Genomic DNA, 18,809 nt, shown 5'->3' with positions numbered 1-18,809 from the left:
GCGAAGAGGTCGCCGAGCGTCGGCCGTCCGTCAGGATACTTGTCGCATCCGGCCGGACGCTCCCGCAGCCCGCACAGCTGCCAGAGGGCGCGGTATTCATCCGGAAGCCTTTCAGCGCGACGGTGGTTTACCAGCGCCTGCTGAACGAACGTCCACGCAGATGGCGCAGCCATCCTGCCTTCTACGCAAGCGCGTACCGCTCATAACGGAACGGAACATTGCCGGGTCGGGGTCGTTGATTATTTTGAACCGTGAGATCGTCCAATGCCAGCGCTCGTACACTACATTCTGAGCCGCCTTTGCATCGGCTTTGCACTCGGTGCCCTAAGCGCCGTGGCGGTTCTGCAACTCGAACCGCCCGCATTCGGTGCGTCGCCCGGTCCCCTGGAAGCTTTGCTCGTGATCTATGGCATCGGTTCTGCCTTTGCCCTCGGCTACCTCGCGACCGCGCTCGGCTGGGAGAATATGGAAGTGTAGCAGTCGACGTCTCCGCCCGGTCGTATCGTCCGTTCGGCGGTCCCCTCAAACGGTCGCAGGAAGGCGAACGATGATCCTTGAAGATTTATATCGCCTGCTGCGCGCCGGTCACGTTCAGGCGCAAGGGATCGTCGATACGCTGACACAGCCCCTCGTCGTGCTCGACCAGGTCTTTTGTGTCACCAACGCCAACAACGCCTTCATCGACGCGTTCAAGGTGGACCGGGACGATATTCTCGGTCGCAGCCTGTTTTCGCTGGGCAACGGCGAATGGGATATCGCGGATCTGCGAACGTTGATGGCGGAGATCATTCCGAAGACAGCAGCGGTCGTCGGCTATGAGGTCACGCACAATTTTCAAACCATCGGAAAGCGCACATTCCTTGTCGATGCCCGGCGTCTTGTCCATCCCGACAACAACAGCACCAGCATTCTCGTCGTCTTCGAGGACGTCACCGAGAGCAATCGGGAGCGGGTGGAGAGCGATATCATTCTTGCCGAAACCCGCCATCGCATGAAGAACCTGTTTTCGGTGATCCGCGCACTCGCCATGCAGACGCAGACGGAGGGCTACACGGCGAAGGAGTATCGCGACGCCTTTCTGGGGCGTATCGACCTTGCCTTGCGCGCGCAGGAGATCGCGCCGGGAGAAACGAGCGCGGATCTCTCCGCGCTTCTCGACGCTGCGGTCACCGCCACGGGCGGTAACCGTATCCACATCGAAGCGGGACCCTCCACCACCCTTCCATCGTCGAAGGTCCTGCCAGTCAGCATGATGTTCCACGAGCTGACGACGAACGCGCTGAAATACGGCGCGCTCTCGGTTCCGGAGGGGCGGGTCCGGCTGTCGTGGCGGATCGAAGAGAGCGATGGCCTGACCATGCTGGTCTGCGAGTGGCGGGAGGAGCATGGGCCGACGGTTCGACCGCCTGTCCATCGCGGATACGGCACGGAGTTGATCACCGCGACCGCGAAACATCTCGGGGGATCGGCGGAACAAAGGTTCGATGCCCGCGGTTTGATCGCCAACATCAAACTGCCGGTATAGGGATGCGCATGTCTTCCGATGACGGACATAATCAAGCCGTAGCGCGCATCCTGGTCGTCGAGGATGAAATCTTCATCGCCATGGAGATCGAGCGAGCACTCACGAGCGGCGGTTTCGAGGTTCTGGGCCCGGTCGGAAGCATCGAGGATGCCTTGCAACTCCTCCATCGCGAGAAGCCGGACGCCGCGGTCCTCGATGTCACCCTGAGGGACGGCAGGGTGACTGCCGTGGCTGCGCTGCTCAGATCGCGAGGCGTGCCCTTCCTCCTGGCGTCCGCCGAAGGACGCCAGCTCACGGAATCCGGTTTTTTCCAGGGCGTTACCAATCTCGGCAAGCCGACCGACATGTCCCGGATGATTGGAGAGATCCGCCGCTTGCTCTAGACGCTGCCCTATCAGATGGCGCGAACGTCTTCCGCTTTCGACTTTCCGGTCTTGCGGTCCTGGCCGATCTCGTAACTGACCTTCGTGCCGTCCTTCAAAGGTCCACCCGACAGCACGGCGGAGACATGGACAAACACATCCTGCCCGCCATTGTCGGGCGTGATGAAACCAAAGCCCTTGTCCTGATTGAAAAACTTGACCGTACCGGTTGCCATGTCGACCTCGTGAACTACTGGGCGGCATAGGCGCCGCCGGCAGACCTTATTGATTGTCGGCGGTTCCCGCAACCATTCGTCCGCGCCGGCGCGGCTTCAGGGCAACAAACGTTGTGCACACGGGTTCTTCATCCCGACTGCAGCAAGGGATTTCACGATGAAGACGACCGTTTTCGTGCATGGCAGAACCCGAAGAGCTGGGAAAACTGGATCCGGTCCTTCAGCGAGCCAAGATGACCACGAGCCTGAGGGGAGGGCGCATCTTCTTCGACGGGTCGTCCAGCCTTGTATTGTTCCCTTTTTGTTCCTATAATAACAAAATGCAGATGGTATTCGATTTTGGCGCCGTCGCGGACATGGCGTGGGTGCGGGAACAACTGAGGTTCTTTTTCGGTCGCCCCGACCGGATCTGCGCGCGAACGCCGATCGGCCAGCTTGTGAAGTCGTCGATCAGCAACCGCACGCTGGACGAAGTCTCTCTGGCCGCCTATCAGCGGCTCGTGGAGGCCTATCCGGAATGGCCCGCTCTCGCAGCGGCGTCGACCGGCGATGTCGAGGCCCTGATCGGCGACGTCGCCTTTCCCGATGTCAAGGCGCGGCATCTCGGCGATTCGCTTCGCGTCATAGGAGCCTGTCATCCGGATTTCGACCTGGACTTCCTCGGCCGCCTCAGCGTTGCCGAGGCGCTCGCGTGGCTGGAGCGCCTGCCCGGCGTCGGCCGCAAGGTCTCGGCCTCCACGCTCAACTTCAGCACGTTGGACATGCCGGCATTCGTCGTGGACATGTACGTCTTGCGCGTGTTGGGCCGATACGGCTTCGTCCGGAACACGGCCGACACGCGGACCGCTTATGACGCGGTGATGGCGGCGGCGCCTCGATGGAGCGCGGCCGAACTGGCCGAGCTTCACATTCTGATGAAACGTCTTGGTCAGACCATCTGCCGGCACGGCCGTGCCCGCTGCCCCGATTGTCCGATCCGCCGGCGCTGCAAGGCGGCCGCAACCTCTGACCGAAAGCCGGTGGGCTTGAGAGGGCGTAATATGGATCATCGGCGAGGACCTGCGCGGGAACAGCGTGGCGGCTGGAAGGAATGAATCGGTGCGATCCGGACTTGGAAACCGAAGGATACGGGTCCGCCCATCGGCGACTTTCTTCCGCGTCGGCTGCATCAAACAACATATCGGCTCGAATGCTGTGATTTGTGCCGTTTATCCGTGATCCGCCTTGTCTGCGCGTGCTATCAAGCCGTGCCGGATGTATGCCCCACAAGATGAGTGCGCCTGTCATGACGTTCCTTGCCGATCTGCACATCCACTCGAAATATTCCCGGGCCACGAGCCGGGATCTCGATCTTGAGCGCTTGTTCTGGTGGGCGGCGCGCAAGGGGGTGCGGGTGGTCGGCACCGGCGACTGCGTGCATCCGGTGTGGCTCGCCGAGATCAAGGACAAGCTGGTGCCCGAGGGCAACGGGCTCTTTCGCCTGCGGCCCGAAATCGAGGCGGCGCTGTGGGAGACACTTCCGCCGGCTTGCCGGCGGCCGGTCTCCTTCATGATCTGCACCGAGATTTCGACCATCTACAAGAAGGGCGACAAGACCCGGAAGATCCATCACCTGATCTATGCGGCCGATCTCGACGCCACCGACCGGCTGGCGGCAAGCCTTGCGCGCATCGGCAACATCGCCTCGGACGGCCGCCCGATCCTCGGCCTCGATTCGCGCGATCTGCTGGAGATCGCGCTGGAGTCCGGACCGGATTCCTATCTCGTCCCCGCCCATATCTGGACGCCATGGTTCGCCGCGCTCGGCTCGCAATCGGGCTTCGATTCCATCGAGGAATGTTATAGCGACCTTGCCGGGCATATCTTCGCGGTGGAGACGGGCCTCTCGTCCGACCCGGCCATGAACTGGCGCATCTCCTCACTCGACCGCTTCCGCCTCACCTCCAATTCCGACGCCCATTCGCCCGGCAAGCTCGGCCGCGAGGCGACGCGCTTTTCCTGCGAGCCGGACTATTTCGCCATCCGTCGCGCGCTCGAAACCGGCGACGGCTATGTCGGCACGGTCGAGTTCTTCCCGGAGGAAGGCAAATATCACATGGACGGGCACCGCGCCTGCGGCGTGCGGCTCGACCCCAAAGAGACGATCGAGCTCGGCGGCCGATGCCCGGTCTGCGGACGGCCCGTCACCGTCGGTGTGGCGCATCGCGTCGAGGCGCTCGCCGACCGCAAGGAGGGCGCGGCGGTTCCTGCGACGGCGGGAAAGGTCGCAAGCCTCGTGCCCCTGCCGGAAATCCTCTCGGAGATCGTCGGCAGCGGCGTCGCCTCGAAAGCCGTGAGCCACACCTATGACCGCGCCATTGCCGCGCTCGGGCCGGAGCTTGCCGTGCTGGAGGAAATGCCGGCCGAGGATATCGCCAGGGTCGACCCGCTGCTCGGCGAGGCCGTGACGCGCCTGCGCTCCGGAGAGGTGATCCGGCAGGCGGGTTATGACGGGGAATACGGCGTCATCCGGCTGTTTCAGGACGGGGAGCTGGACCGTCTTGCCGGAAACCAGCTGCTGTTCGACGCGCCGTTGTCCAGCCGCGCGCGCCGGGCAAAACCGGCAGCGAAAGACAAGGCATCGGGCGATGCCCCGGCATCTCCTGAAGCCGCGCCGGCGATGCAGCCGTCGGGCCGCAGCGGCGTCCTGGCCGGGCTCGACCCCGATCAGGCGCGCGCCGCCGAGGTTGTCGACGGACCGCTGATGGTGATCGCCGGGCCTGGCTCCGGCAAGACGCGCATGCTCACCCACCGCATCGCCCATCTGGTGCTGGAATGCGGCGTGCCGGCCGGCTCGTGCCTCGCCGTCACCTTCACGCGCAAGGCGACGGAGGAGCTGCGCACCCGCCTCACGGGGCTTCTCGGCAGGAAGGCGGATGCCGTGGCGGTGCACAGCTTCCATTCGCTGGGCCTGGCGATCCTGCACGCGCATGCCGGCCGGGCCGGTCTCGCGGAGGACTTCCGCATCGCCCGCGAGGCGGAGCGCAAGGCGGCGCTGGCCGAAGCGCTCGGCGTCAGCGATACGCGCGCCGCCCGCCTCGTCAAGGCGGTCTCGGTGCTCAAGCGCAGCGGCGGGAAGGGTGCGGGTGAGGAAGCGGAGGCCCGCATCGTCCTCGACCGGATCGGACGCGCGCAGGGCTGGGTCGATTTCGACGATCTGGTTCTCCTGCCGGCCGATCTTCTCGATAAGGACGCGGAGATCGCGGCCGCGTGGCGAACGCGCTTCCCGCACATCGTCGCCGACGAGTTTCAGGACGTGGACGAGCAGCAATATCGCCTGCTGCGGCTGTTGGCCGGGGACAACGGCAATCTCTGCGTCATCGGCGATCCCGATCAGGCAATCTACGGCTTTCGCGGGGCGGACGCCGCCTGCTTCGCGCGTTTCGGCCGGGACTTCCCGGCAGCCAGAACCCTTCGGCTTCAACGCAACTATCGCTTGACCGGCACCATCGTGAAAGCGGCGTCTGGCTTCATCGGTGCGCCTTCGTCAGGCCTGACACGCCCGATGGGCGAGCCGATCATTGCCCATGCGGCAGCGAACGAGGCAGCGGAAGCGGAGTTCGTCGCGGCGACCATCGAAAGCCTGCTGGGCGGCCATGACCTGCTCGCGGCCAATCGCGCGGGTGGCGTGACGTCATCCGGCCGGCCGCTCGGCTTTGCCGATTGCGCCGTGCTCTACCGCACCGACGCGCAGGCAGCGGCGCTGCGGACCGCCTTCGACCGCGCCGGCATTCCGTTCATGAAAAGCTCGCCTGCTCCCATCGCCGGCCATCCCGGCGTGGCCGCGATCCTCGACGGGCTGGACGGGGCGGAGGGGCAGGACCTTGCCGCGCGCATCGGGCAGGCGGCGGAAGACGCCCGCAGGGCGCGGAGGACCGACGCCGCCGCGCTCGCGGAGGCGAGAGGCTGGCTCACCGCGCTCTCCGGCTCGGTTCAGGTGGCCGGCGATCCCGTCCTGCTTGGCGAAGCGGTGGCGCTTTCCTCCGAGGCCGATTTCCGCGATGAGCGTGCCGCGCGCGTCACGCTCATGACCATGCACGCGGCCAAGGGTCTGGAGTTTCCAGTCGTGTTCGTGGTGGGTATGGAAGCCGGACTGGTGCCGTTTTCATGGGGGACGGCGACGCCGGATGAGGAGGCGACGCAGGACGAGGAGCGGCGGCTGTTCTATGTCTCGATGACCCGCGCAAAGGACAGGCTGTTCCTGACCCGCGCCAGGGAGCGGTTCTGGCGCGGTGCAGTGCGCGCGCTACCGGCTTCGCCTTTCCTCGGACAGATCGCCGCGGACCTGATCGTCAGCGAGAGTGCCAGCGGACGAAAAAGCAGGCAGTCACAACAGCTCAACCTTTTTTGAAACCCCGCGCCAGACCAGCGCCACAGACCGTTTCCGCTCGCCGGGGAAGGTGCCGGCTGCTTCGGCGGCTCGATAATACTTAGCAAGTTGGCGAAGTTTCTCTTGCGTGCCGGGCGCATCGCATGATAGTTAGCATTATGACTAAGCATGATCCCGACCTCTCGCTGCTTTTCCACGCTCTGGCCGATCCGACCCGTCGATCGATCCTGACACGTCTGGCGGAGGGGCCGGCGGGGGTTACGGATTTGTCCGAACCCACGGGGCTGCGTCTGCCCACGGTGATGCGGCACCTTTCCGTGCTGGAGGAGGCAGGGCTGATCGTCACGTCCAAGGACGGGCGGATACGCACCTGCGCCATCGTGCCGGCGGCACTGGAGCCGGTTCGCACATGGCTCGATGAACAGCGGGCCATATGGGACGCCCGGCTGGATAGGCTGGAAGCCTTCGCGACGAGGGCGATCAAGGAGCGCAAGCAATGATATCGAAACGCAACCCCGAGCGCCTGTCTGCGGCACCCGATCCTGCGGACGACCGCTTTGCGACGCTGACCTTCGAGCGGACCGTGGCCGTGCCCTTACCGGTGCTGTGGCAGGCATGGACGGCTCCGGCCGCGCGGGCGGTCTGGTCTGCCCCGACGCCCTCCGTCACCGTGGAGTTCCTGGAGGCCGACACCCAGGTGGGCGGGCGCGAAATCTCGCTTTGCAAGGTCGAGGGCCAGCCGGACATTCGTTGCGAGTGTGGTTGGCTCGAATTGCAGCCGGGGCTGCGCAGCGTGAACTACGAGACGGTCTCCTGCGGCGGCGTGACACAGTCGGCGGCTCTCGTGACGGCGGATTTCTCCGGCACGGACGAAGGCAGCCGACTGACCGTGACGGTGCAGCTTTCCTCGCTTGCCGAAAACATGGAGGCCGGCTACCGACAGGGCTTCAATGCCGGACTGGACAATCTCTCCGCGACGGCCAGGCGAACCATGGTCCTGCAACGGGTGATCCAGGCGCCGCGAAGCATCGTCTGGGACAACTGGATGAATGCCGAGACGCTGCCGCAATGGTGGGGGCCTGACGGGTTTTCCTGCCGCACGAAGCGGATTGATCTCAGAGCGGGCGGCGAGTGGGTCTTCGACATGATCGCGCCGGATGGCAAGATCTTCCCGAACCACCACCTCTATACCACGGTTCAACCCGAGGAGAGGATCGCCTATACGCTGCTATGGGGCGAGAATGGCCCGAAGCATGCCGACGCCTGGGCATCGTTCGAGGATCAGGGCGAAGGAACAAGGGTGACGCTGGGCATGGTGTTCAGCACGGAAGCCGAGTTCCAGGCGGCGAAGGGCTTCGGCGCAGTCGAACTGGGCCTGCAGACGCTGGGCAAGCTGGAAGTCTTTATCAAATCACGATGAGATGCCGCGGCTCGGCAGCCGGTTTCAAGGATCGTTTTGAAGGGGGTTTTCGGCCTGTGGCGCAGTCTTCAAGCGCATTCAAACCGAAGATTTTTGCTAATCTACTGCAGCGAAAAGGGCAGCCGAATGGCTGCCCTTCCTTGCTTCTACGCCATACGCATCACGAATAGGGCGATACGCACTGCTGGCGCGGGCCGTTATAGGGCTGGAACGTGTTGTCATACGCCCGGTACGAGCGATAACGGTTGGCACACCAGCTCTGGTGCGATCCGCTGCCGGCCTGCGGCTGGTTGGCGATAGCGCCGCCGATTGCGGCACCGAGGCCGAAGGCGGCGAGCGGATACCACCAGCCATCCGAATGGCGGCGATAACCCGGGCGATAGTCGCGGTAGCCGCGATGGCCGTGCCAGCGGCGCTCGGCGCGCCGGTCGTAGCGATCGCGACGGTCGCGGCGATCGTAACGATACTGCACCTTCTCGACGGCGGAGGCTTCCGGCACGGGCACCCTTGCAAAGGTCACGGCCTGGGCCGGGATGACGGAGGTCAGAGCCAGGGCAAGGGAGAGCGCGCCCGCGGCAAGACCAGTCTTGAGATTCAACATGGCAAAAACCTTTCCTGCTTTTTTCGAGAATGAAACGCGGGATGGGCCCGGGTGGTTCCCGTCGCTGTCGATGACGGCCGCGATCCCGCGGGAAAAGGTCAAAAAAAACGGGTTGGTCCGCCTTGCCGGCTCGCCAACCCGTTCCGGTAAAATGCGGATCAGGGTGTTCGGGGTACAGGGGCTCTCACCACAATCCGGCTGCATCTCCAGATCTCCTGTGCGGCCGATCATGCCCGAACGCGATTTTCTCGATTGACATAACGCGCATATTTTTTGACGATTTCCACATGAGCAAAAAAGCGCCGCGGCAGGGGCCGCTCGATATCACGATCGTCCTTCTGCCCGAGTCGTCGATCATGTCGCTCGCCTCGGCACTCGACCCGATGCGCGCGGCAAACCGCGTCGTGCCGGAGCCGGTGTTCCGCTGGACGATCCTGTCGCCGCTCGGCAAGCCGGTGCTCCTGACCTGCGGCGTGGAGATCCGCGTGGACGGCGCCTTTGCCGACGTGACGAGCGGCGACGCGCTGCTCGTCATCGCGGGCTTCAACCAGGAGCGCCACGCCGATCGGTCCTTCGTGTCGCGGCTGAAGAAGGTGGCACGGCGGTTCGACGTGGTGGCCGGCATCGAATCGGGCTGCTGGCTGCTGGCGCGCTCGGGCCTGCTCGACGGGCGCGATGCGACGGCGCATTGGGAGGAACTGGAGGATTTCGCGGCCGCCTTTCCGGCGCTCAACGTGCGGGCCGACCGCTTCGTCACCGATGGGCCGCTCTGGACCTCGGGCGGTGCCTCGCCGACTTTCGACATGATGCTGCATCTGGTGCGCGCGCGGTTCGGCTCGGCGGTGGCGCTCGATGTGGCGAGCGTCTTCGTCTATGACGAGACCCACGCCGCGACGGATGCGCAGCCGCTCGTCTCGCTCGGCCGGCTGGGCGAGCACCAGCCGGACCTGGCCGCGGCGATCCGCCTCATGGAGCGCACCATCGACAGGCCGCTGACCATTGCCGCGCTCGCCCGGCGGCTCGGCTTTTCCACGCGCAAGCTGGAGACGCTGTTTGCCGCCGGCCTCGGCATCGGGCCGGGAAAATATTACCTGCGCCTGCGGCTGACGGCCGCCCAGCGGCTGGTGCGCGATACGTCGCTTTCGATCCAGGACGTGGCGTTGCGCAGCGGCTTCGACAGCCTTTCCGCCTTTTCACGCGCCTTTCGCAATCATTTCGGCGCAAGCCCGCTCAAACTTCGGGCCGAGCAGCGGGCCAAATAGAGCGCGGCCGGTTCCGGGACAGCAGAACCGGCCGCAGGGCCATGGTCGGGGACGGGGATTGGGGGACTGACCGGGCCCTTTCTCGCGCCCGGCGGTCTCGCCGGGCAGTCTCGTCATGCGGCGCCTTGCGGCGGCCGGATGTTACTTGACGCTACCGACGGCGTCGGCACGACCGTCCTGAAGCTTCACCCACTTGCCGGCATTCACCGAGGACTGGCGCTTCAGGTAGCGGTATTCGGTCTGCGACCAGAGCAGGACCTTGTTGCGCATGTTGTCGAGCACGAAGTCGCCGCGGTCGGTGCGCACGGTCAGCACGGCATGGCCTTCGCCGTTCGGCTGCAGCACGACGGTGATCAGCAGGTTGGAGGGCGAGATGCCGGCCTCCATCAGGCGCTTGCGCTTGATGAGCACGTAGTCCTCGCAATCCGCCGCGGTGTCGGGATAGGTCCACTGTTCCTCGACGCCATAGATTTCCATGTCCGTCAGCGGCATGAACTCGGTGTTGGCGGTGTAGTTGACCTTGAGGATCGTCTTCCAGTTTTCCTGCGTCAGCTTGAGCGGGCCGGTGTCCTTGCCGGTCGGACCGCACTCGTCGCTGTACTGCTTGCAGAATTCATAGTGCCCGATGGGCTGGTTTGTTGCGCCGGCCAGCGGAATGTTGGCGGGCAGGGCCATCGCGGCGCCTGCGGCGGCGAGAGAGAAGAGGAATGCGAACGTCCCTGTCTTGATCGTTTTTGTCATTGTGTCTGTCCCCGTTTGATGGGGTCACAATGACAGCTATGTTTTGATCTTGCGCGAAAAACAGAAGTATAACTTAGCTCAAATCAAGGGAGCATAAGAATAAAATAAGAATAGAATTCGACGTTGTTTTGATCTGTATTTGAAGCGTATTTGATTAAAATTTGAACGAAATCCCGCCTGCGCCAAGATCGCGGCAGATGGCGTAATTCGCTGATTATAAAAGGGATATTTCGTTGTGCGCCGCGCTCTTCGGGAGGCGGCTGGCGGGCTGGGCGCGCCGATGGGGAACGCAAGCCGCGAGCCGCGGCACCGGACGGGCGGCCGGAAAACCGAGGAAATCGCCAGAAGGGACAGCAAAACGCCTTGGCGGGCCGAAAATTTTTTTGCGTTTATTTTCGCGAAGAGCAGCCTGTGCCGTCCTGAAACAGCAAAGGGCCCCGCAGGGCCCTCTTGGAACAGGTCGGCGCCGTGGCGTCCCGGAATGTTACAGGAACGCGGTCAGGGCTTCCTTCGACTGCACGGAGGAGAACTCGATGGCGACGCCCTCCTGGAAATGGCGCACGACGCGGCCCTTCATGTTGCCGAGCTGTATGGGCGTGCCGAGGGCCGGCCGCACCTCGATATCCACGGCAGCGCCGGAGAGCGACAGGTCGATGATGCGGCAGGGATAGCGCCGTCCGTCGTCGAGCGTCAGTTCGGTGCGGGTGTTGCGCGGCGCCAGGCGGTTGTGGCGGCGGTCTTCCGGCAGGCCGAGTTCATGCTTGTTGGCGATCCAGGTCAGCTGCGCGGCGAGCTTCTCGCGCTTGCGGTCCGTGGCGGTCAGGAGAATGGCGAAGCCGTTGTCGTTGAGGACGGCGACGCTGCCTTCGATGCGGCCGAGATGGTCGACATAGGCGATGATGCGCTCGCCCATGCGCGGGCGGGCGGCGCAGACGAAGCTGGCGTCGCCGGGCGACATGTCGAGCACGGTGCACTCGTATTCGTCGTGGTTGGGCAGCATCAGCCGGCCCGGCAGGTTCACCGAGACGCGCTGGAAGCTGCGCTGCTCGGGCTGCGGCTTGCGGGCGGCGGGCGATGCTTGCTGGAATGAGTACATGTGCGCGCGGGCCTGATGATCCTATCTCTTTCCAACTCTTAATCTTTCGAGGTTAACAGAAGGTTTGCCAACCCGTTGAAAAGCGATCACGGTCGCGTGTTTTGACAACTCAGGGGCGTTTTCGGTTGCGGCTGCGCCTTCGACCTCACGCATCGTCAGCCGGACGGCCGCCTTCGAAGATGCGAAGGTGCAGCACGCGGCTCACCGTCTGGCCGAGGCCGGCCGGCCGCATGGCCATGACGGAGGTGGGCATGGGGATGGCCGGCCGGTTGCCCTCGAGGCTGCGCGCGCGGCTCGGATCGATGACCGAGAGCGCGCCGAGCGTCGCATAGCGAAAGGCGCACAGCGGCGGCTGCTGGCCGGGCAGGGGGGCGAAGGCGCCGATGATGCGATCCGCCGCCTTGCCCTTGCTGGCAAGCGGCAGCAGCACGATCTCGGCCTCCGTGGTCTCCAGCCGGCCGTCGACGAGCGCGACCTGCAGGATGGCGGGCGCCGCATGGGCCATCACATTCTCCGTGATCCGCGCGATGCGGGTGCGCTGGTCGGGGGCAAAGAGCGCGTCGAATGCCGTTCCCTTCAATTCCCGGCCGAACTGCGCGCAGAGGCGCGTGCCCGCCAGGCGGAAGCGCGGATCGTGCAGCCGGCCGTGCTCCAGGATGAAGACGTCGGGCAGGATCGGCGCGATGTCGGCGGGCTCGATGGCGCTCCGCAACGGAACACGGCGCTCGCCGCGCTGGCGCGTCCAGTAGTCGTAAAGGGCCGTGATGGCCTTCGTCTGCATGCTCATTCCAATCGATTCTGTTCCGTTTCGGCACGAAGGGCCGGGCATCCGGTGGTCTTGCCGGGGAAGGAGCGAGTTTCGTGCCAGCGCGGCGTTAAGGTTAATATTTGGTTTCGATTGCGCTGCCGGCCGGCTTGGGGGAACATCCGGGCATCCCTCCATGAGGGACTGGTTTACTGCACATCGATTTCAGCCCCGGGGATTGGGGGCGCCGGCCGTCAGCGAAAGCTGCACGGCCTTTCTTTTCTCTGTATAAGCGCGATTCGTATTTTATGAGTTTGGTGGATCGGTCATGAGTAACGACGGCGTTGACGTGCAGGGTGGCAGTGTGGATATCCGCAAGCGGGAGCCGGCCTTCAACCTGCCGGGCAGCCTCGTCGCGGTCCTGGCGCTCCTGACCGCCATCCACGTGATCCGCACCTATCTTCTCTCGGCTTCGGCGGACGAGTTCGTGCTCCTGCATTTCGCCTTCATTCCCGGCCGCTATGCCATTCCCTTCGCCGAGCAGGATCTTGGCTGGCTCTGGGGGCCGGTCACCTATTCGCTGCTGCATGGCAGCTGGGAGCACCTGATCTTCAATGCCTTCTGGATGGTCGCCTTCGGAGCGCCGGTGGTGCGCCGCATCGGCCTTGCGCGCTTCTTCCTGTTCTGGTGCCTTTCGGCCGTTGCCGCGGTCGCCTTTCACACCGCGCTGCACTGGGGGGCGATGATCCTCGTCGTCGGCGCCTCCGGCGTCGTCTCGGGCCTGATGGGGGCCGCGGCCCGCTTCGTCTTTTCGCCGAGCGGGCGCATCAGCCGGCAGTTCGCCCATCTCAACCGCCGCCTGACGATACCGGAAGCGCTGTCCAACCGCTCCGTGCTGGTCTTTTCCGGCATCTGGTTCCTGACGAACTTCCTGATCGGCTTCGGCCAGATCTTCGGCTCGGATGCCGGCGGGGTGATCGCCTGGGAGGCCCATATCGGCGGCTTCCTGTTCGGCTTCCTCTTCTTCCCGCTCTTCGATGTCGGGTCGCCGGAAAGCCGCCGGGATTAACGATAGTCCATTAGCGGTCTTGCAATCGCCTCTTTCGTGGCGCACCATGGATGTGTTCCGGTTCGCACATGCACACCGGAACGGGAGCGGCATGTCGCGGGAGGAAGCGGATGCCGCCGGTACTGGCAGGGCAATCCCAATCGGGTGTCCCGCCTCTCTGCGTCATGATGCACACGGGAGGTACGCATGTATGTGAAGTCGATACTGGACGAGAAGGGCCGCAACGTCGTTACCGGCGGCCCGCAGCTCACCGTCAGGCAGGCTGCCGTCTATCTGCATGAAAACCACATCGGCGCCATCGTCATCCTCGACCGCAACGACCGCATCGCCGGCATTGCGACCGAGCGCGACATCGTTGCCGCCGTCGCCCGCAACGGGGCCGAATGCCTGGACAAGCCCATTTCCTCCATCATGTGGGGCAATGTCCATCGTTGCGGCGAGAACCAGACCGTCGACGAGCTCATGGAAATGATGAGCACGCTGCGCGCCCGCCATATCCCTGTGGAGAAGGACGGCCGGCTCGTCGGCATCATCTCGATCGGCGACGTGGTGAAATCCCATATCCGGGCGATCCAGCACGAGGCGGATGCCATCAAGGCCTATATCGCCAGCTGACCTCCGGTCCCCCGAACGGTTTCGGGCGGAGCGACAATCCTCGCTCCGCCCGCTCCGGTATCTGCATGCAGTCTCTTCGTCAGCGCATCAGCACGACTTCCTGCATGCGCTTGATCTCGGTGATGCGGGTCTTGGCTTCGAGATAACCGCGATCGATCGCTTCGCCGGCGCGGTGGAACTCCGACAGGCCGATATCCGAAAGCTTGGGATGCAGCGCGAGATCCGGCGGGTCGCCGGCAAGGCGTGCGCGGGAAATGCGGTCCTGGATGATGTTGAAGGATTGCACCATCACGCTCGTCAGGCCGAGCCGCGCGGCGCTGTCCTCCTGCCTCGGCTCGTCGATCTTCTGTTCGCTGGCGCTGTGCTTGATCACCGCCGAGCGGCCATAGAGGTCGTAGTTGAGGTTGACGGCGACGACCAGCGGCTCCTCATGGGCGCGGCAGACCGAGACCGGCACCGGATTGACCAGCGCCCCGTCGACCAGCGTGCGATTGTTGCACTTGATCGGCTCGAAGATGCCGGGCAGCGCGTAGGAGGCGCGGATGGCGGTGATCAGCGCGCCGCTGTTGATCCAGACCTCGTGGCCGCTGTTGACCTCCGTGGCGACGGCGACGAAGGGTCGGTCGAGGCTCTCGATCGAGAGGTTTTCCAGATGCTCCTGCATGCGCTTGGTCAGCCGCATGCCGCCGAAAAGGCCGGAACCGCGAATGGTGAAGTCGAGCAGGCTCGCGATGCGCCGCATGGTGAGCGAGCGGGCGAAGGCTTCCAGCTCGTCCAGCTTGCCGGCGAGGTAACAGCCGCCGACCAGGGCGCCGATGGAGGTGCCGGCGATCATCGAGACCTCTATGCCCTCCTCGTCCAGCGCCCTCAGCACGCCGATATGAGCCCAGCCACGGGCGGCACCGCCGCCGAGCGCCAGAGCGATCTTCGATTTGCGCGGCGGGGCCGGCGCGGGAATATGGGACATGTCGTTCATGGAAGGACCGCCGGGGTCGGATGCATCGGCTGTTACAAGACTACGATTGAAACTCCAGTTCAACATTCCCGACCTCCGTTACCAAGAGGAATTCGCAGCGAAGCAATCGGTTCCGGCATCGCGGCATCCTCGGCAACACAATAGATGACAGGATAGATGCATTCTGTGACGCGGGGAACTTTGCGGGCGAAAACCTGCCGGGCTGTCCCGTGTGCGTCCTGTTTCGGCTGGAGGAGGGCGCGTGCCCGCAGGATCGTCGCCCCGGTGGGGGCGGCCTTGGAAACCTGTCGTGACGCACGAGAGCGATGGGGTTCCATGTCCTGATCCGCATGGCGGGGATAGAAGCCGCCATGCAGGACATTAAGCGTCGGGATCGGTTGCCAATTGGTGAATCCGTGCCGAAACCGGACGGAATTCGCCGGGATGCTTAATTTTTGCCGTAGATCGCCGCCGGGTCGAACTGCGGCGCGCCGCCCGTGATGGTCAGCACGGCGCCATCGGGACCGTTCGAGACCGTGCGGTAGAAGCAGGATCTGCGGCCGGTGTGGCAGGTCGCATCATGGCCGGCGACCGCGACCTTCAGCCACACGGCGTCCTGGTCGCAATCCGTCCGCAGCTCCACGACGGTCTGCAGGTTGCCGGAGGTCTCGCCCTTCTTCCACAGCGCCTTGCGCGAGCGGCTCCAGTAATGCGCGATGCCGGTCTCGATGGTCAGCGCCAGCGACTCGGCGTTCATGTGGGCGACCATCAGCAACTCGCCGTCCTTCGCATCCGTCACCACGGCCGTCACCAGGCCGTGCTCGTCGAAGCGCGGCGTGAAGGCCAGGCCCGTTTCGAGCTCGGCCTTGTCCTTGGGCGGGGTCTCGAAGATGATCGGCATCGCGGTCGATTGCTCCATCTTTCTGTTTGACGCAATCCCGGACGCAAAATCGCTGCGCACTTTTGCTGGAAATACTCCAGACTCTTGCTTTTGCCGCATTATCCGACGCCGAAGCGAGATCGCTTCGGCTGGAAATGCTCTAGCTCCGGATCATTGTCATGAACCGGACCTGCTCGGCCGGTTCGGTCTTGAAGGCACCGGTAAAGGTGGTGGTGAGCGTTGTCGAGCCCTGCTTCTGGATGCCGCGCATCGCCATGCACATATGCTCCGCCTCGATCATCACGGCGACGCCGCGCGGGTTCAGCGTCTCGTCGATCGATCTGGCGATCTGCGCCGTCATCGTCTCCTGCGTCTGCAGGCGGCGGCCGTAGATCTCCACCACGCGGGCGATCTTGGAGAGGCCCAGCACGCGGCCGTTCGGCAGATAGGCGACATGCGCCTTGCCGATGATCGGCACCATGTGATGCTCGCAATGCGAGAAGAACGGGATGTCCTTCACCAGCACCATGTCGTCGTAGCCGGCCACTTCCTCGAAGGTGCGGCCCAGCACGTCCTCGGCGGCGAGATCATAACCCGAGAAGAGCTCGCGATAGGCTTTCGCAACGCGCGCCGGGGTGTCGAGCAGCCCCTCGCGCTCCGGATCGTCGCCCGCCCAGCGGAGCAGGACGCGAACGGCATCCTCCGCCTCTTTTTGCGAAGGACGGCCGGCCGGATCGTCGACACGCGGGAAATTGGTGACTATGGCGTCCATGGACCCATTGACCTTTCTGCAGGTTACCTGACGTGTTTATCGGACTCGCCACTGGCCATTCGCCTAACCCTGCAGGCTTGGGTTCCGTTGGCGGGCTCCGGGGCTTTCGGGTCTTCGCTTCTCAGTGCGCATGACCGTCCGGCACGGTTTCCCAAACAACAGGTGAACGACTTGCTCCTTGCCTTCGCAGTTCCGGACGGAAAACCGTTTCGCACGTTTCCGGGAATTGCTCCAGCGTCTTGCAAAACGCTCACCCCAATACGAGTTATCATATAGTATCGGGCGAGGCCTGCGAAAGAGGCTTGAGACGACACGCCGTGCTTTTTTACCGACGAGGCCGGAATAATCTCCTCGGATCATTGAAGATTCCGCAAAAAATGCGGAAAACGGGACCATGATGGACGATATCTACAACAGCCGTATCCTCGAATTTGCCGGCAACATCCCGCGCATCGGCACGCTTGCCGATGCGGACGGCGAGGCCGGCGCCCATTCCAAGCTGTGCGGCTCGCGCGTCAAGGTCTACCTGAAGCTCGACGGCGACCGGGTCACGGATTTCGCCCATGAGGTAAAGGCCTGCGCGCTCGGCCAGGCCTCGTCCTCGATCATGGCGCGCCATGTCATCGGCGCGACGACGGCGGAAATCCGCGACGCGCGCGACAAGATGCTGGCCATGCTCAAGGCCGACGGCGAGGGGCCGGACGGCCGCTTCGAGGACATGCGGTTCCTGCGGCCGGTCAAGGACTACAAGGCCCGCCACGCCTCCACCATGCTGACCTTCGACGCCGTGGTGGACGCCATCGGCCAGATCGAAGCGAAGCGGCTGGAAAAGGCCGGGTGAGGGGCGATGTGCGATGCGCCCGACTGCCGGCATGCCGGTGCGCGGCCTGTCCATAGGGGGCGCAACTGGCAGGGGCCGTTCCGCCGGACGCCGGGCCGCCTCCTCGGCATGGGGTTCATCCGGCTCTACCAGCTGACGCTTTCCGGTTTCATCGGCAACGGTTGCCGCCACCTGCCGACCTGCTCGGAATATGGCTATGAGGCCGTCGCCCGCCACGGTCTGTGGCGGGGCGGCTTCCTGGCGCTGTTCCGCGTCGCCCGCTGCGGCCCCGGCGGCACCCATGGTTTCGATCCCGTGCCGGAGGCGCTGGCGCCGCGCTTTCACTGGTGGGCGCCCTGGCGGCTGTGGCGCGTCGCGGAAAAGAGGCGGTGACGCCATGACCGTGCCGATGGAATACCGCCAGGCCTCGCGCGATTTCGACGCCTTCCTCGTCGATGCCCGCGACACGGCCATGCTGCAGACCACCAACCAGGCCTTCACCATGGCGGAGGCCGTTCTGACGGTGTTCCGCCGCCGGCTTTCTGTGGCGGACGCGCTTGCCTTCGCCGCGGTCCTGCCGCCGGTATTGCGCGCGCTCTTCGTGTCGGGCTGGGATATCGCCGAACCGGTCCGGCCCTTTGCGGAACGGGACGTGCTGACCCGCGAGGTGCAGGCGTTTCGCGGCGACCACAATGTCTCGCCGCAGACGGCCATCGCCGATGTTGCCGCCGCCCTCGGCCGGCATGTCGATCCGGCGGCCTTCGCGCGCGTCCTCGACCGGCTGCCGCCCGCCGCACGGGCGTTCTGGCGCCCATGACGGTCTATGTCGCTCTTCTGCATTCCATCGTGCTCGGCCCCGGACGGCGGCTCGTGATGGCCGACCTCAGGGCCATGGCCGAAGGCCTCGGCTTTCGCGGCACGCGCACCCTGGTCGCCACCGGCAACCTGATCTTCGAGGGAGAGGACGAACCGCTTTGCGCCATCGAGGACCGGCTGGAAGCGGCGTTTCGCGCGCGCTTCGAAAAGCATGCCGACATCATCCTGCGCACGGCGGAGGCCTGGCGGCGGCTTGCGGCCGGCAATCCTTTTCCGAGTGGCAACGGCGCGGATGTGGGCATCCGCGTCATGCGGACGCCGCTGGGGCCGGAGGTTCTGCCGAGGCTCGAAAGGATCGCCAGGCCCGGCATCCGCCTCGCCGTCGTCGACGGCGATCTCTGGGTGGATTTCTCGCAGAAGCCGAGCGAGACGAAGCTCCTGTCGCACCTGACGACGAAGAAGCTCGGCATCGGCACCCTGCGCAATGCCAACACCGTCAACGGCCTTGCGACCATGCTCGGCTGA

23 protein-coding genes are annotated in these 18,809 nt (G+C 64.6%); 15 read left to right on the top strand and 8 right to left on the bottom strand.

Annotated elements, in window-relative coordinates:
* Positions 1 to 264 precede the first annotated feature (264 nt).
* The 3 genes from AABQ55_RS14845 to AABQ55_RS14835 all read left to right on the top strand — a co-directional run bounded on the left by AABQ55_RS14845 (position 265) and on the right by AABQ55_RS14835 (position 1,908).
* Positions 265 to 477 carry a hypothetical protein gene (locus AABQ55_RS14845; protein WP_244765373.1) on the top strand — a complete coding sequence of 71 codons (213 nt, stop codon included), beginning with the start codon at positions 265 to 267 and terminating at the stop codon, positions 475 to 477.
* Positions 478 to 547: 70 nt separating this feature from the next.
* Positions 548 to 1,525, top strand: a complete 978-nt coding sequence (locus AABQ55_RS14840) for an HWE histidine kinase domain-containing protein (RefSeq protein ID WP_272805545.1) — start codon at positions 548 to 550, stop codon at positions 1,523 to 1,525.
* Positions 1,526 to 1,533: 8 nt separating this feature from the next.
* On the top strand, positions 1,534 to 1,908 hold the full coding sequence (locus tag AABQ55_RS14835; RefSeq protein ID WP_272805544.1) for a response regulator: 375 nt from the start codon (positions 1,534 to 1,536) through the stop codon (positions 1,906 to 1,908).
* 11 nt (positions 1,909 to 1,919) lie between these two features.
* Here the strand turns inward: AABQ55_RS14835 and AABQ55_RS14830 are convergent, their stop codons facing one another.
* Positions 1,920 to 2,123: a cold-shock protein gene (locus tag AABQ55_RS14830; RefSeq protein WP_244765376.1), complete on the bottom strand. Its 204-nt coding sequence runs from the start codon at positions 2,121 to 2,123 to the stop codon at positions 1,920 to 1,922.
* 233 nt (positions 2,124 to 2,356) lie between these two features.
* On the opposite strand from AABQ55_RS14830, the gene AABQ55_RS14825 reads away from it, so the two are divergent.
* From AABQ55_RS14825 to AABQ55_RS14810, 4 genes are all read left to right on the top strand, one after another.
* Positions 2,357 to 3,217 carry an endonuclease III domain-containing protein gene (locus AABQ55_RS14825; RefSeq protein ID WP_272805543.1) on the top strand — a complete coding sequence of 287 codons (861 nt, stop codon included), beginning with the start codon at positions 2,357 to 2,359 and terminating at the stop codon, positions 3,215 to 3,217.
* Positions 3,218 to 3,408: 191 nt separating this feature from the next.
* Positions 3,409 to 6,513, top strand: coding sequence for a UvrD-helicase domain-containing protein (locus tag AABQ55_RS14820; protein WP_272805542.1), 3,105 nt, complete (start codon positions 3,409 to 3,411; stop codon positions 6,511 to 6,513).
* A 137-nt stretch (positions 6,514 to 6,650) separates the two neighbouring features.
* Complete coding sequence (locus AABQ55_RS14815; RefSeq protein WP_272805541.1) at positions 6,651 to 6,992, top strand: ArsR/SmtB family transcription factor; 342 nt, start codon at positions 6,651 to 6,653, stop codon at positions 6,990 to 6,992.
* On the top strand, positions 6,989 to 7,912 hold the full coding sequence (locus AABQ55_RS14810) for an SRPBCC family protein (RefSeq protein ID WP_272805540.1): 924 nt from the start codon (positions 6,989 to 6,991) through the stop codon (positions 7,910 to 7,912). The genes AABQ55_RS14815 and AABQ55_RS14810 overlap by 4 nt, the downstream gene beginning before the upstream one ends.
* Positions 7,913 to 8,072: 160 nt before the next feature.
* Here AABQ55_RS14810 and AABQ55_RS14805 read toward each other — a convergent pair whose 3' ends face one another.
* A complete protein-coding gene (locus AABQ55_RS14805) occupies positions 8,073 to 8,513 on the bottom strand; it encodes a BA14K family protein (RefSeq protein ID WP_244765381.1) in 441 nt (146 codons plus the stop codon).
* On the opposite strand from AABQ55_RS14805, the gene AABQ55_RS14800 reads away from it, so the two are divergent.
* Both AABQ55_RS14800 and AABQ55_RS14795 read left to right on the top strand, forming a co-directional pair.
* Positions 8,512 to 8,769, top strand: a complete 258-nt coding sequence (locus AABQ55_RS14800) for a hypothetical protein (RefSeq protein WP_272805539.1) — start codon at positions 8,512 to 8,514, stop codon at positions 8,767 to 8,769. The genes AABQ55_RS14805 and AABQ55_RS14800 overlap by 2 nt on opposite strands.
* A 31-nt stretch (positions 8,770 to 8,800) precedes the next feature.
* Complete coding sequence (locus tag AABQ55_RS14795; protein ID WP_244765382.1) at positions 8,801 to 9,775, top strand: GlxA family transcriptional regulator; 975 nt, start codon at positions 8,801 to 8,803, stop codon at positions 9,773 to 9,775.
* A 141-nt stretch (positions 9,776 to 9,916) separates the two neighbouring features.
* On the opposite strand, the gene AABQ55_RS14790 is transcribed toward AABQ55_RS14795, so the two are convergent.
* From AABQ55_RS14790 to AABQ55_RS14780, 3 genes are all read right to left on the bottom strand, one after another.
* Positions 9,917 to 10,516 (bottom strand): transglutaminase-like cysteine peptidase, encoded by a 600-nt coding sequence (locus AABQ55_RS14790; RefSeq protein WP_244765383.1) that lies wholly within the window; start codon positions 10,514 to 10,516, stop codon positions 9,917 to 9,919.
* A gap of 484 nt (positions 10,517 to 11,000) precedes the next feature.
* A complete protein-coding gene (locus tag AABQ55_RS14785; RefSeq protein WP_244765384.1) occupies positions 11,001 to 11,612 on the bottom strand; it encodes a PilZ domain-containing protein in 612 nt (203 codons plus the stop codon).
* A gap of 145 nt (positions 11,613 to 11,757) precedes the next feature.
* On the bottom strand, positions 11,758 to 12,393 hold the full coding sequence (locus tag AABQ55_RS14780) for a PAS domain-containing protein (RefSeq protein ID WP_272805538.1): 636 nt from the start codon (positions 12,391 to 12,393) through the stop codon (positions 11,758 to 11,760).
* A gap of 292 nt (positions 12,394 to 12,685) precedes the next feature.
* Here AABQ55_RS14780 and AABQ55_RS14775 point away from each other — a divergent pair, with 292 nt between their 5' ends.
* Both AABQ55_RS14775 and AABQ55_RS14770 read left to right on the top strand, forming a co-directional pair.
* Positions 12,686 to 13,426, top strand: a complete 741-nt coding sequence (locus AABQ55_RS14775) for a rhomboid family intramembrane serine protease (protein ID WP_272805537.1) — start codon at positions 12,686 to 12,688, stop codon at positions 13,424 to 13,426.
* A 186-nt stretch (positions 13,427 to 13,612) separates the two neighbouring features.
* Entirely contained in the window at positions 13,613 to 14,041 is a 429-nt protein-coding gene (locus AABQ55_RS14770) for a CBS domain-containing protein (protein ID WP_244765387.1), read from the top strand.
* A 79-nt stretch (positions 14,042 to 14,120) separates the two neighbouring features.
* Here AABQ55_RS14770 and AABQ55_RS14765 read toward each other — a convergent pair whose 3' ends face one another.
* From AABQ55_RS14765 to folE, 3 genes are all read right to left on the bottom strand, one after another.
* A complete protein-coding gene (locus AABQ55_RS14765; RefSeq protein WP_244765388.1) occupies positions 14,121 to 15,083 on the bottom strand; it encodes a patatin-like phospholipase family protein in 963 nt (320 codons plus the stop codon).
* A 361-nt stretch (positions 15,084 to 15,444) separates the two neighbouring features.
* Positions 15,445 to 15,897 (bottom strand): phosphoribosyl-AMP cyclohydrolase, encoded by a 453-nt coding sequence (hisI, locus tag AABQ55_RS14760; protein WP_336314378.1) that lies wholly within the window; start codon positions 15,895 to 15,897, stop codon positions 15,445 to 15,447.
* A 139-nt stretch (positions 15,898 to 16,036) separates the two neighbouring features.
* Positions 16,037 to 16,648, bottom strand: coding sequence for a GTP cyclohydrolase I FolE (gene folE, locus AABQ55_RS14755; RefSeq protein ID WP_272805536.1), 612 nt, complete (start codon positions 16,646 to 16,648; stop codon positions 16,037 to 16,039).
* Positions 16,649 to 17,042: 394 nt separating this feature from the next.
* Here folE and AABQ55_RS14750 point away from each other — a divergent pair, with 394 nt between their 5' ends.
* Genes AABQ55_RS14750 through AABQ55_RS14735 form a run of 4 tightly spaced genes read left to right on the top strand, consistent with a single transcriptional unit; the run spans position 17,043 to position 18,809 of the window.
* Positions 17,043 to 17,489, top strand: a complete 447-nt coding sequence (locus AABQ55_RS14750) for an iron-sulfur cluster assembly scaffold protein (RefSeq protein ID WP_133035393.1) — start codon at positions 17,043 to 17,045, stop codon at positions 17,487 to 17,489.
* Between the two features lie 6 nt (positions 17,490 to 17,495).
* Positions 17,496 to 17,861, top strand: a complete 366-nt coding sequence (gene yidD / locus AABQ55_RS14745) for a membrane protein insertion efficiency factor YidD (protein WP_272805535.1) — start codon at positions 17,496 to 17,498, stop codon at positions 17,859 to 17,861.
* A 4-nt stretch (positions 17,862 to 17,865) separates the two neighbouring features.
* The gene (locus AABQ55_RS14740) at positions 17,866 to 18,285 is read left to right on the top strand and encodes a DUF2267 domain-containing protein (protein ID WP_272805534.1); all 420 of its coding nucleotides are present in this window, start codon (positions 17,866 to 17,868) and stop codon (positions 18,283 to 18,285) included.
* Complete coding sequence (locus AABQ55_RS14735; RefSeq protein ID WP_272805533.1) at positions 18,282 to 18,809, top strand: DUF1697 domain-containing protein; 528 nt, start codon at positions 18,282 to 18,284, stop codon at positions 18,807 to 18,809. Before AABQ55_RS14740 ends, AABQ55_RS14735 begins: the two co-directional genes overlap by 4 nt.

The sequence above is a fragment of the Shinella sp. WSD5-1 genome, assembly GCF_963942435.1.
GTDB lineage: Bacteria > Pseudomonadota > Alphaproteobacteria > Rhizobiales > Rhizobiaceae > Shinella > Shinella yambaruensis.
The sequence above is the reverse complement of the archived record's forward strand: the minus strand, read 5'-3'. Positions and strand labels throughout refer to the sequence as shown.

Coding starts and splice junctions, on each gene's coding strand:
- AABQ55_RS14845 (WP_244765373.1), top strand. CDS start 265: ATGCCAGCGCTCGTACACTACATTCTGAGCCGCCTTTGCATCGGCTTT.
- AABQ55_RS14840 (WP_272805545.1), top strand. CDS start 548: ATGATCCTTGAAGATTTATATCGCCTGCTGCGCGCCGGTCACGTTCAG.
- AABQ55_RS14835 (WP_272805544.1), top strand. CDS start 1,534: ATGTCTTCCGATGACGGACATAATCAAGCCGTAGCGCGCATCCTGGTC.
- AABQ55_RS14830 (WP_244765376.1), bottom strand. CDS start 2,123: ATGGCAACCGGTACGGTCAAGTTTTTCAATCAGGACAAGGGCTTTGGT.
- AABQ55_RS14825 (WP_272805543.1), top strand. CDS start 2,357: ATGACCACGAGCCTGAGGGGAGGGCGCATCTTCTTCGACGGGTCGTCC.
- AABQ55_RS14820 (WP_272805542.1), top strand. CDS start 3,409: ATGACGTTCCTTGCCGATCTGCACATCCACTCGAAATATTCCCGGGCC.
- AABQ55_RS14815 (WP_272805541.1), top strand. CDS start 6,651: ATGACTAAGCATGATCCCGACCTCTCGCTGCTTTTCCACGCTCTGGCC.
- AABQ55_RS14810 (WP_272805540.1), top strand. CDS start 6,989: ATGATATCGAAACGCAACCCCGAGCGCCTGTCTGCGGCACCCGATCCT.
- AABQ55_RS14800 (WP_272805539.1), top strand. CDS start 8,512: ATGGCAAAAACCTTTCCTGCTTTTTTCGAGAATGAAACGCGGGATGGG.
- AABQ55_RS14805 (WP_244765381.1), bottom strand. CDS start 8,513: ATGTTGAATCTCAAGACTGGTCTTGCCGCGGGCGCGCTCTCCCTTGCC.
- AABQ55_RS14795 (WP_244765382.1), top strand. CDS start 8,801: ATGAGCAAAAAAGCGCCGCGGCAGGGGCCGCTCGATATCACGATCGTC.
- AABQ55_RS14790 (WP_244765383.1), bottom strand. CDS start 10,516: ATGACAAAAACGATCAAGACAGGGACGTTCGCATTCCTCTTCTCTCTC.
- AABQ55_RS14785 (WP_244765384.1), bottom strand. CDS start 11,612: ATGTACTCATTCCAGCAAGCATCGCCCGCCGCCCGCAAGCCGCAGCCC.
- AABQ55_RS14780 (WP_272805538.1), bottom strand. CDS start 12,393: ATGCAGACGAAGGCCATCACGGCCCTTTACGACTACTGGACGCGCCAG.
- AABQ55_RS14775 (WP_272805537.1), top strand. CDS start 12,686: ATGAGTAACGACGGCGTTGACGTGCAGGGTGGCAGTGTGGATATCCGC.
- AABQ55_RS14770 (WP_244765387.1), top strand. CDS start 13,613: ATGTATGTGAAGTCGATACTGGACGAGAAGGGCCGCAACGTCGTTACC.
- AABQ55_RS14765 (WP_244765388.1), bottom strand. CDS start 15,083: ATGTTGAACTGGAGTTTCAATCGTAGTCTTGTAACAGCCGATGCATCC.
- hisI (WP_336314378.1), bottom strand. CDS start 15,897: ATGCCGATCATCTTCGAGACCCCGCCCAAGGACAAGGCCGAGCTCGAA.
- folE (WP_272805536.1), bottom strand. CDS start 16,648: ATGGACGCCATAGTCACCAATTTCCCGCGTGTCGACGATCCGGCCGGC.
- AABQ55_RS14750 (WP_133035393.1), top strand. CDS start 17,043: ATGATGGACGATATCTACAACAGCCGTATCCTCGAATTTGCCGGCAAC.
- yidD (WP_272805535.1), top strand. CDS start 17,496: ATGTGCGATGCGCCCGACTGCCGGCATGCCGGTGCGCGGCCTGTCCAT.
- AABQ55_RS14740 (WP_272805534.1), top strand. CDS start 17,866: ATGACCGTGCCGATGGAATACCGCCAGGCCTCGCGCGATTTCGACGCC.
- AABQ55_RS14735 (WP_272805533.1), top strand. CDS start 18,282: ATGACGGTCTATGTCGCTCTTCTGCATTCCATCGTGCTCGGCCCCGGA.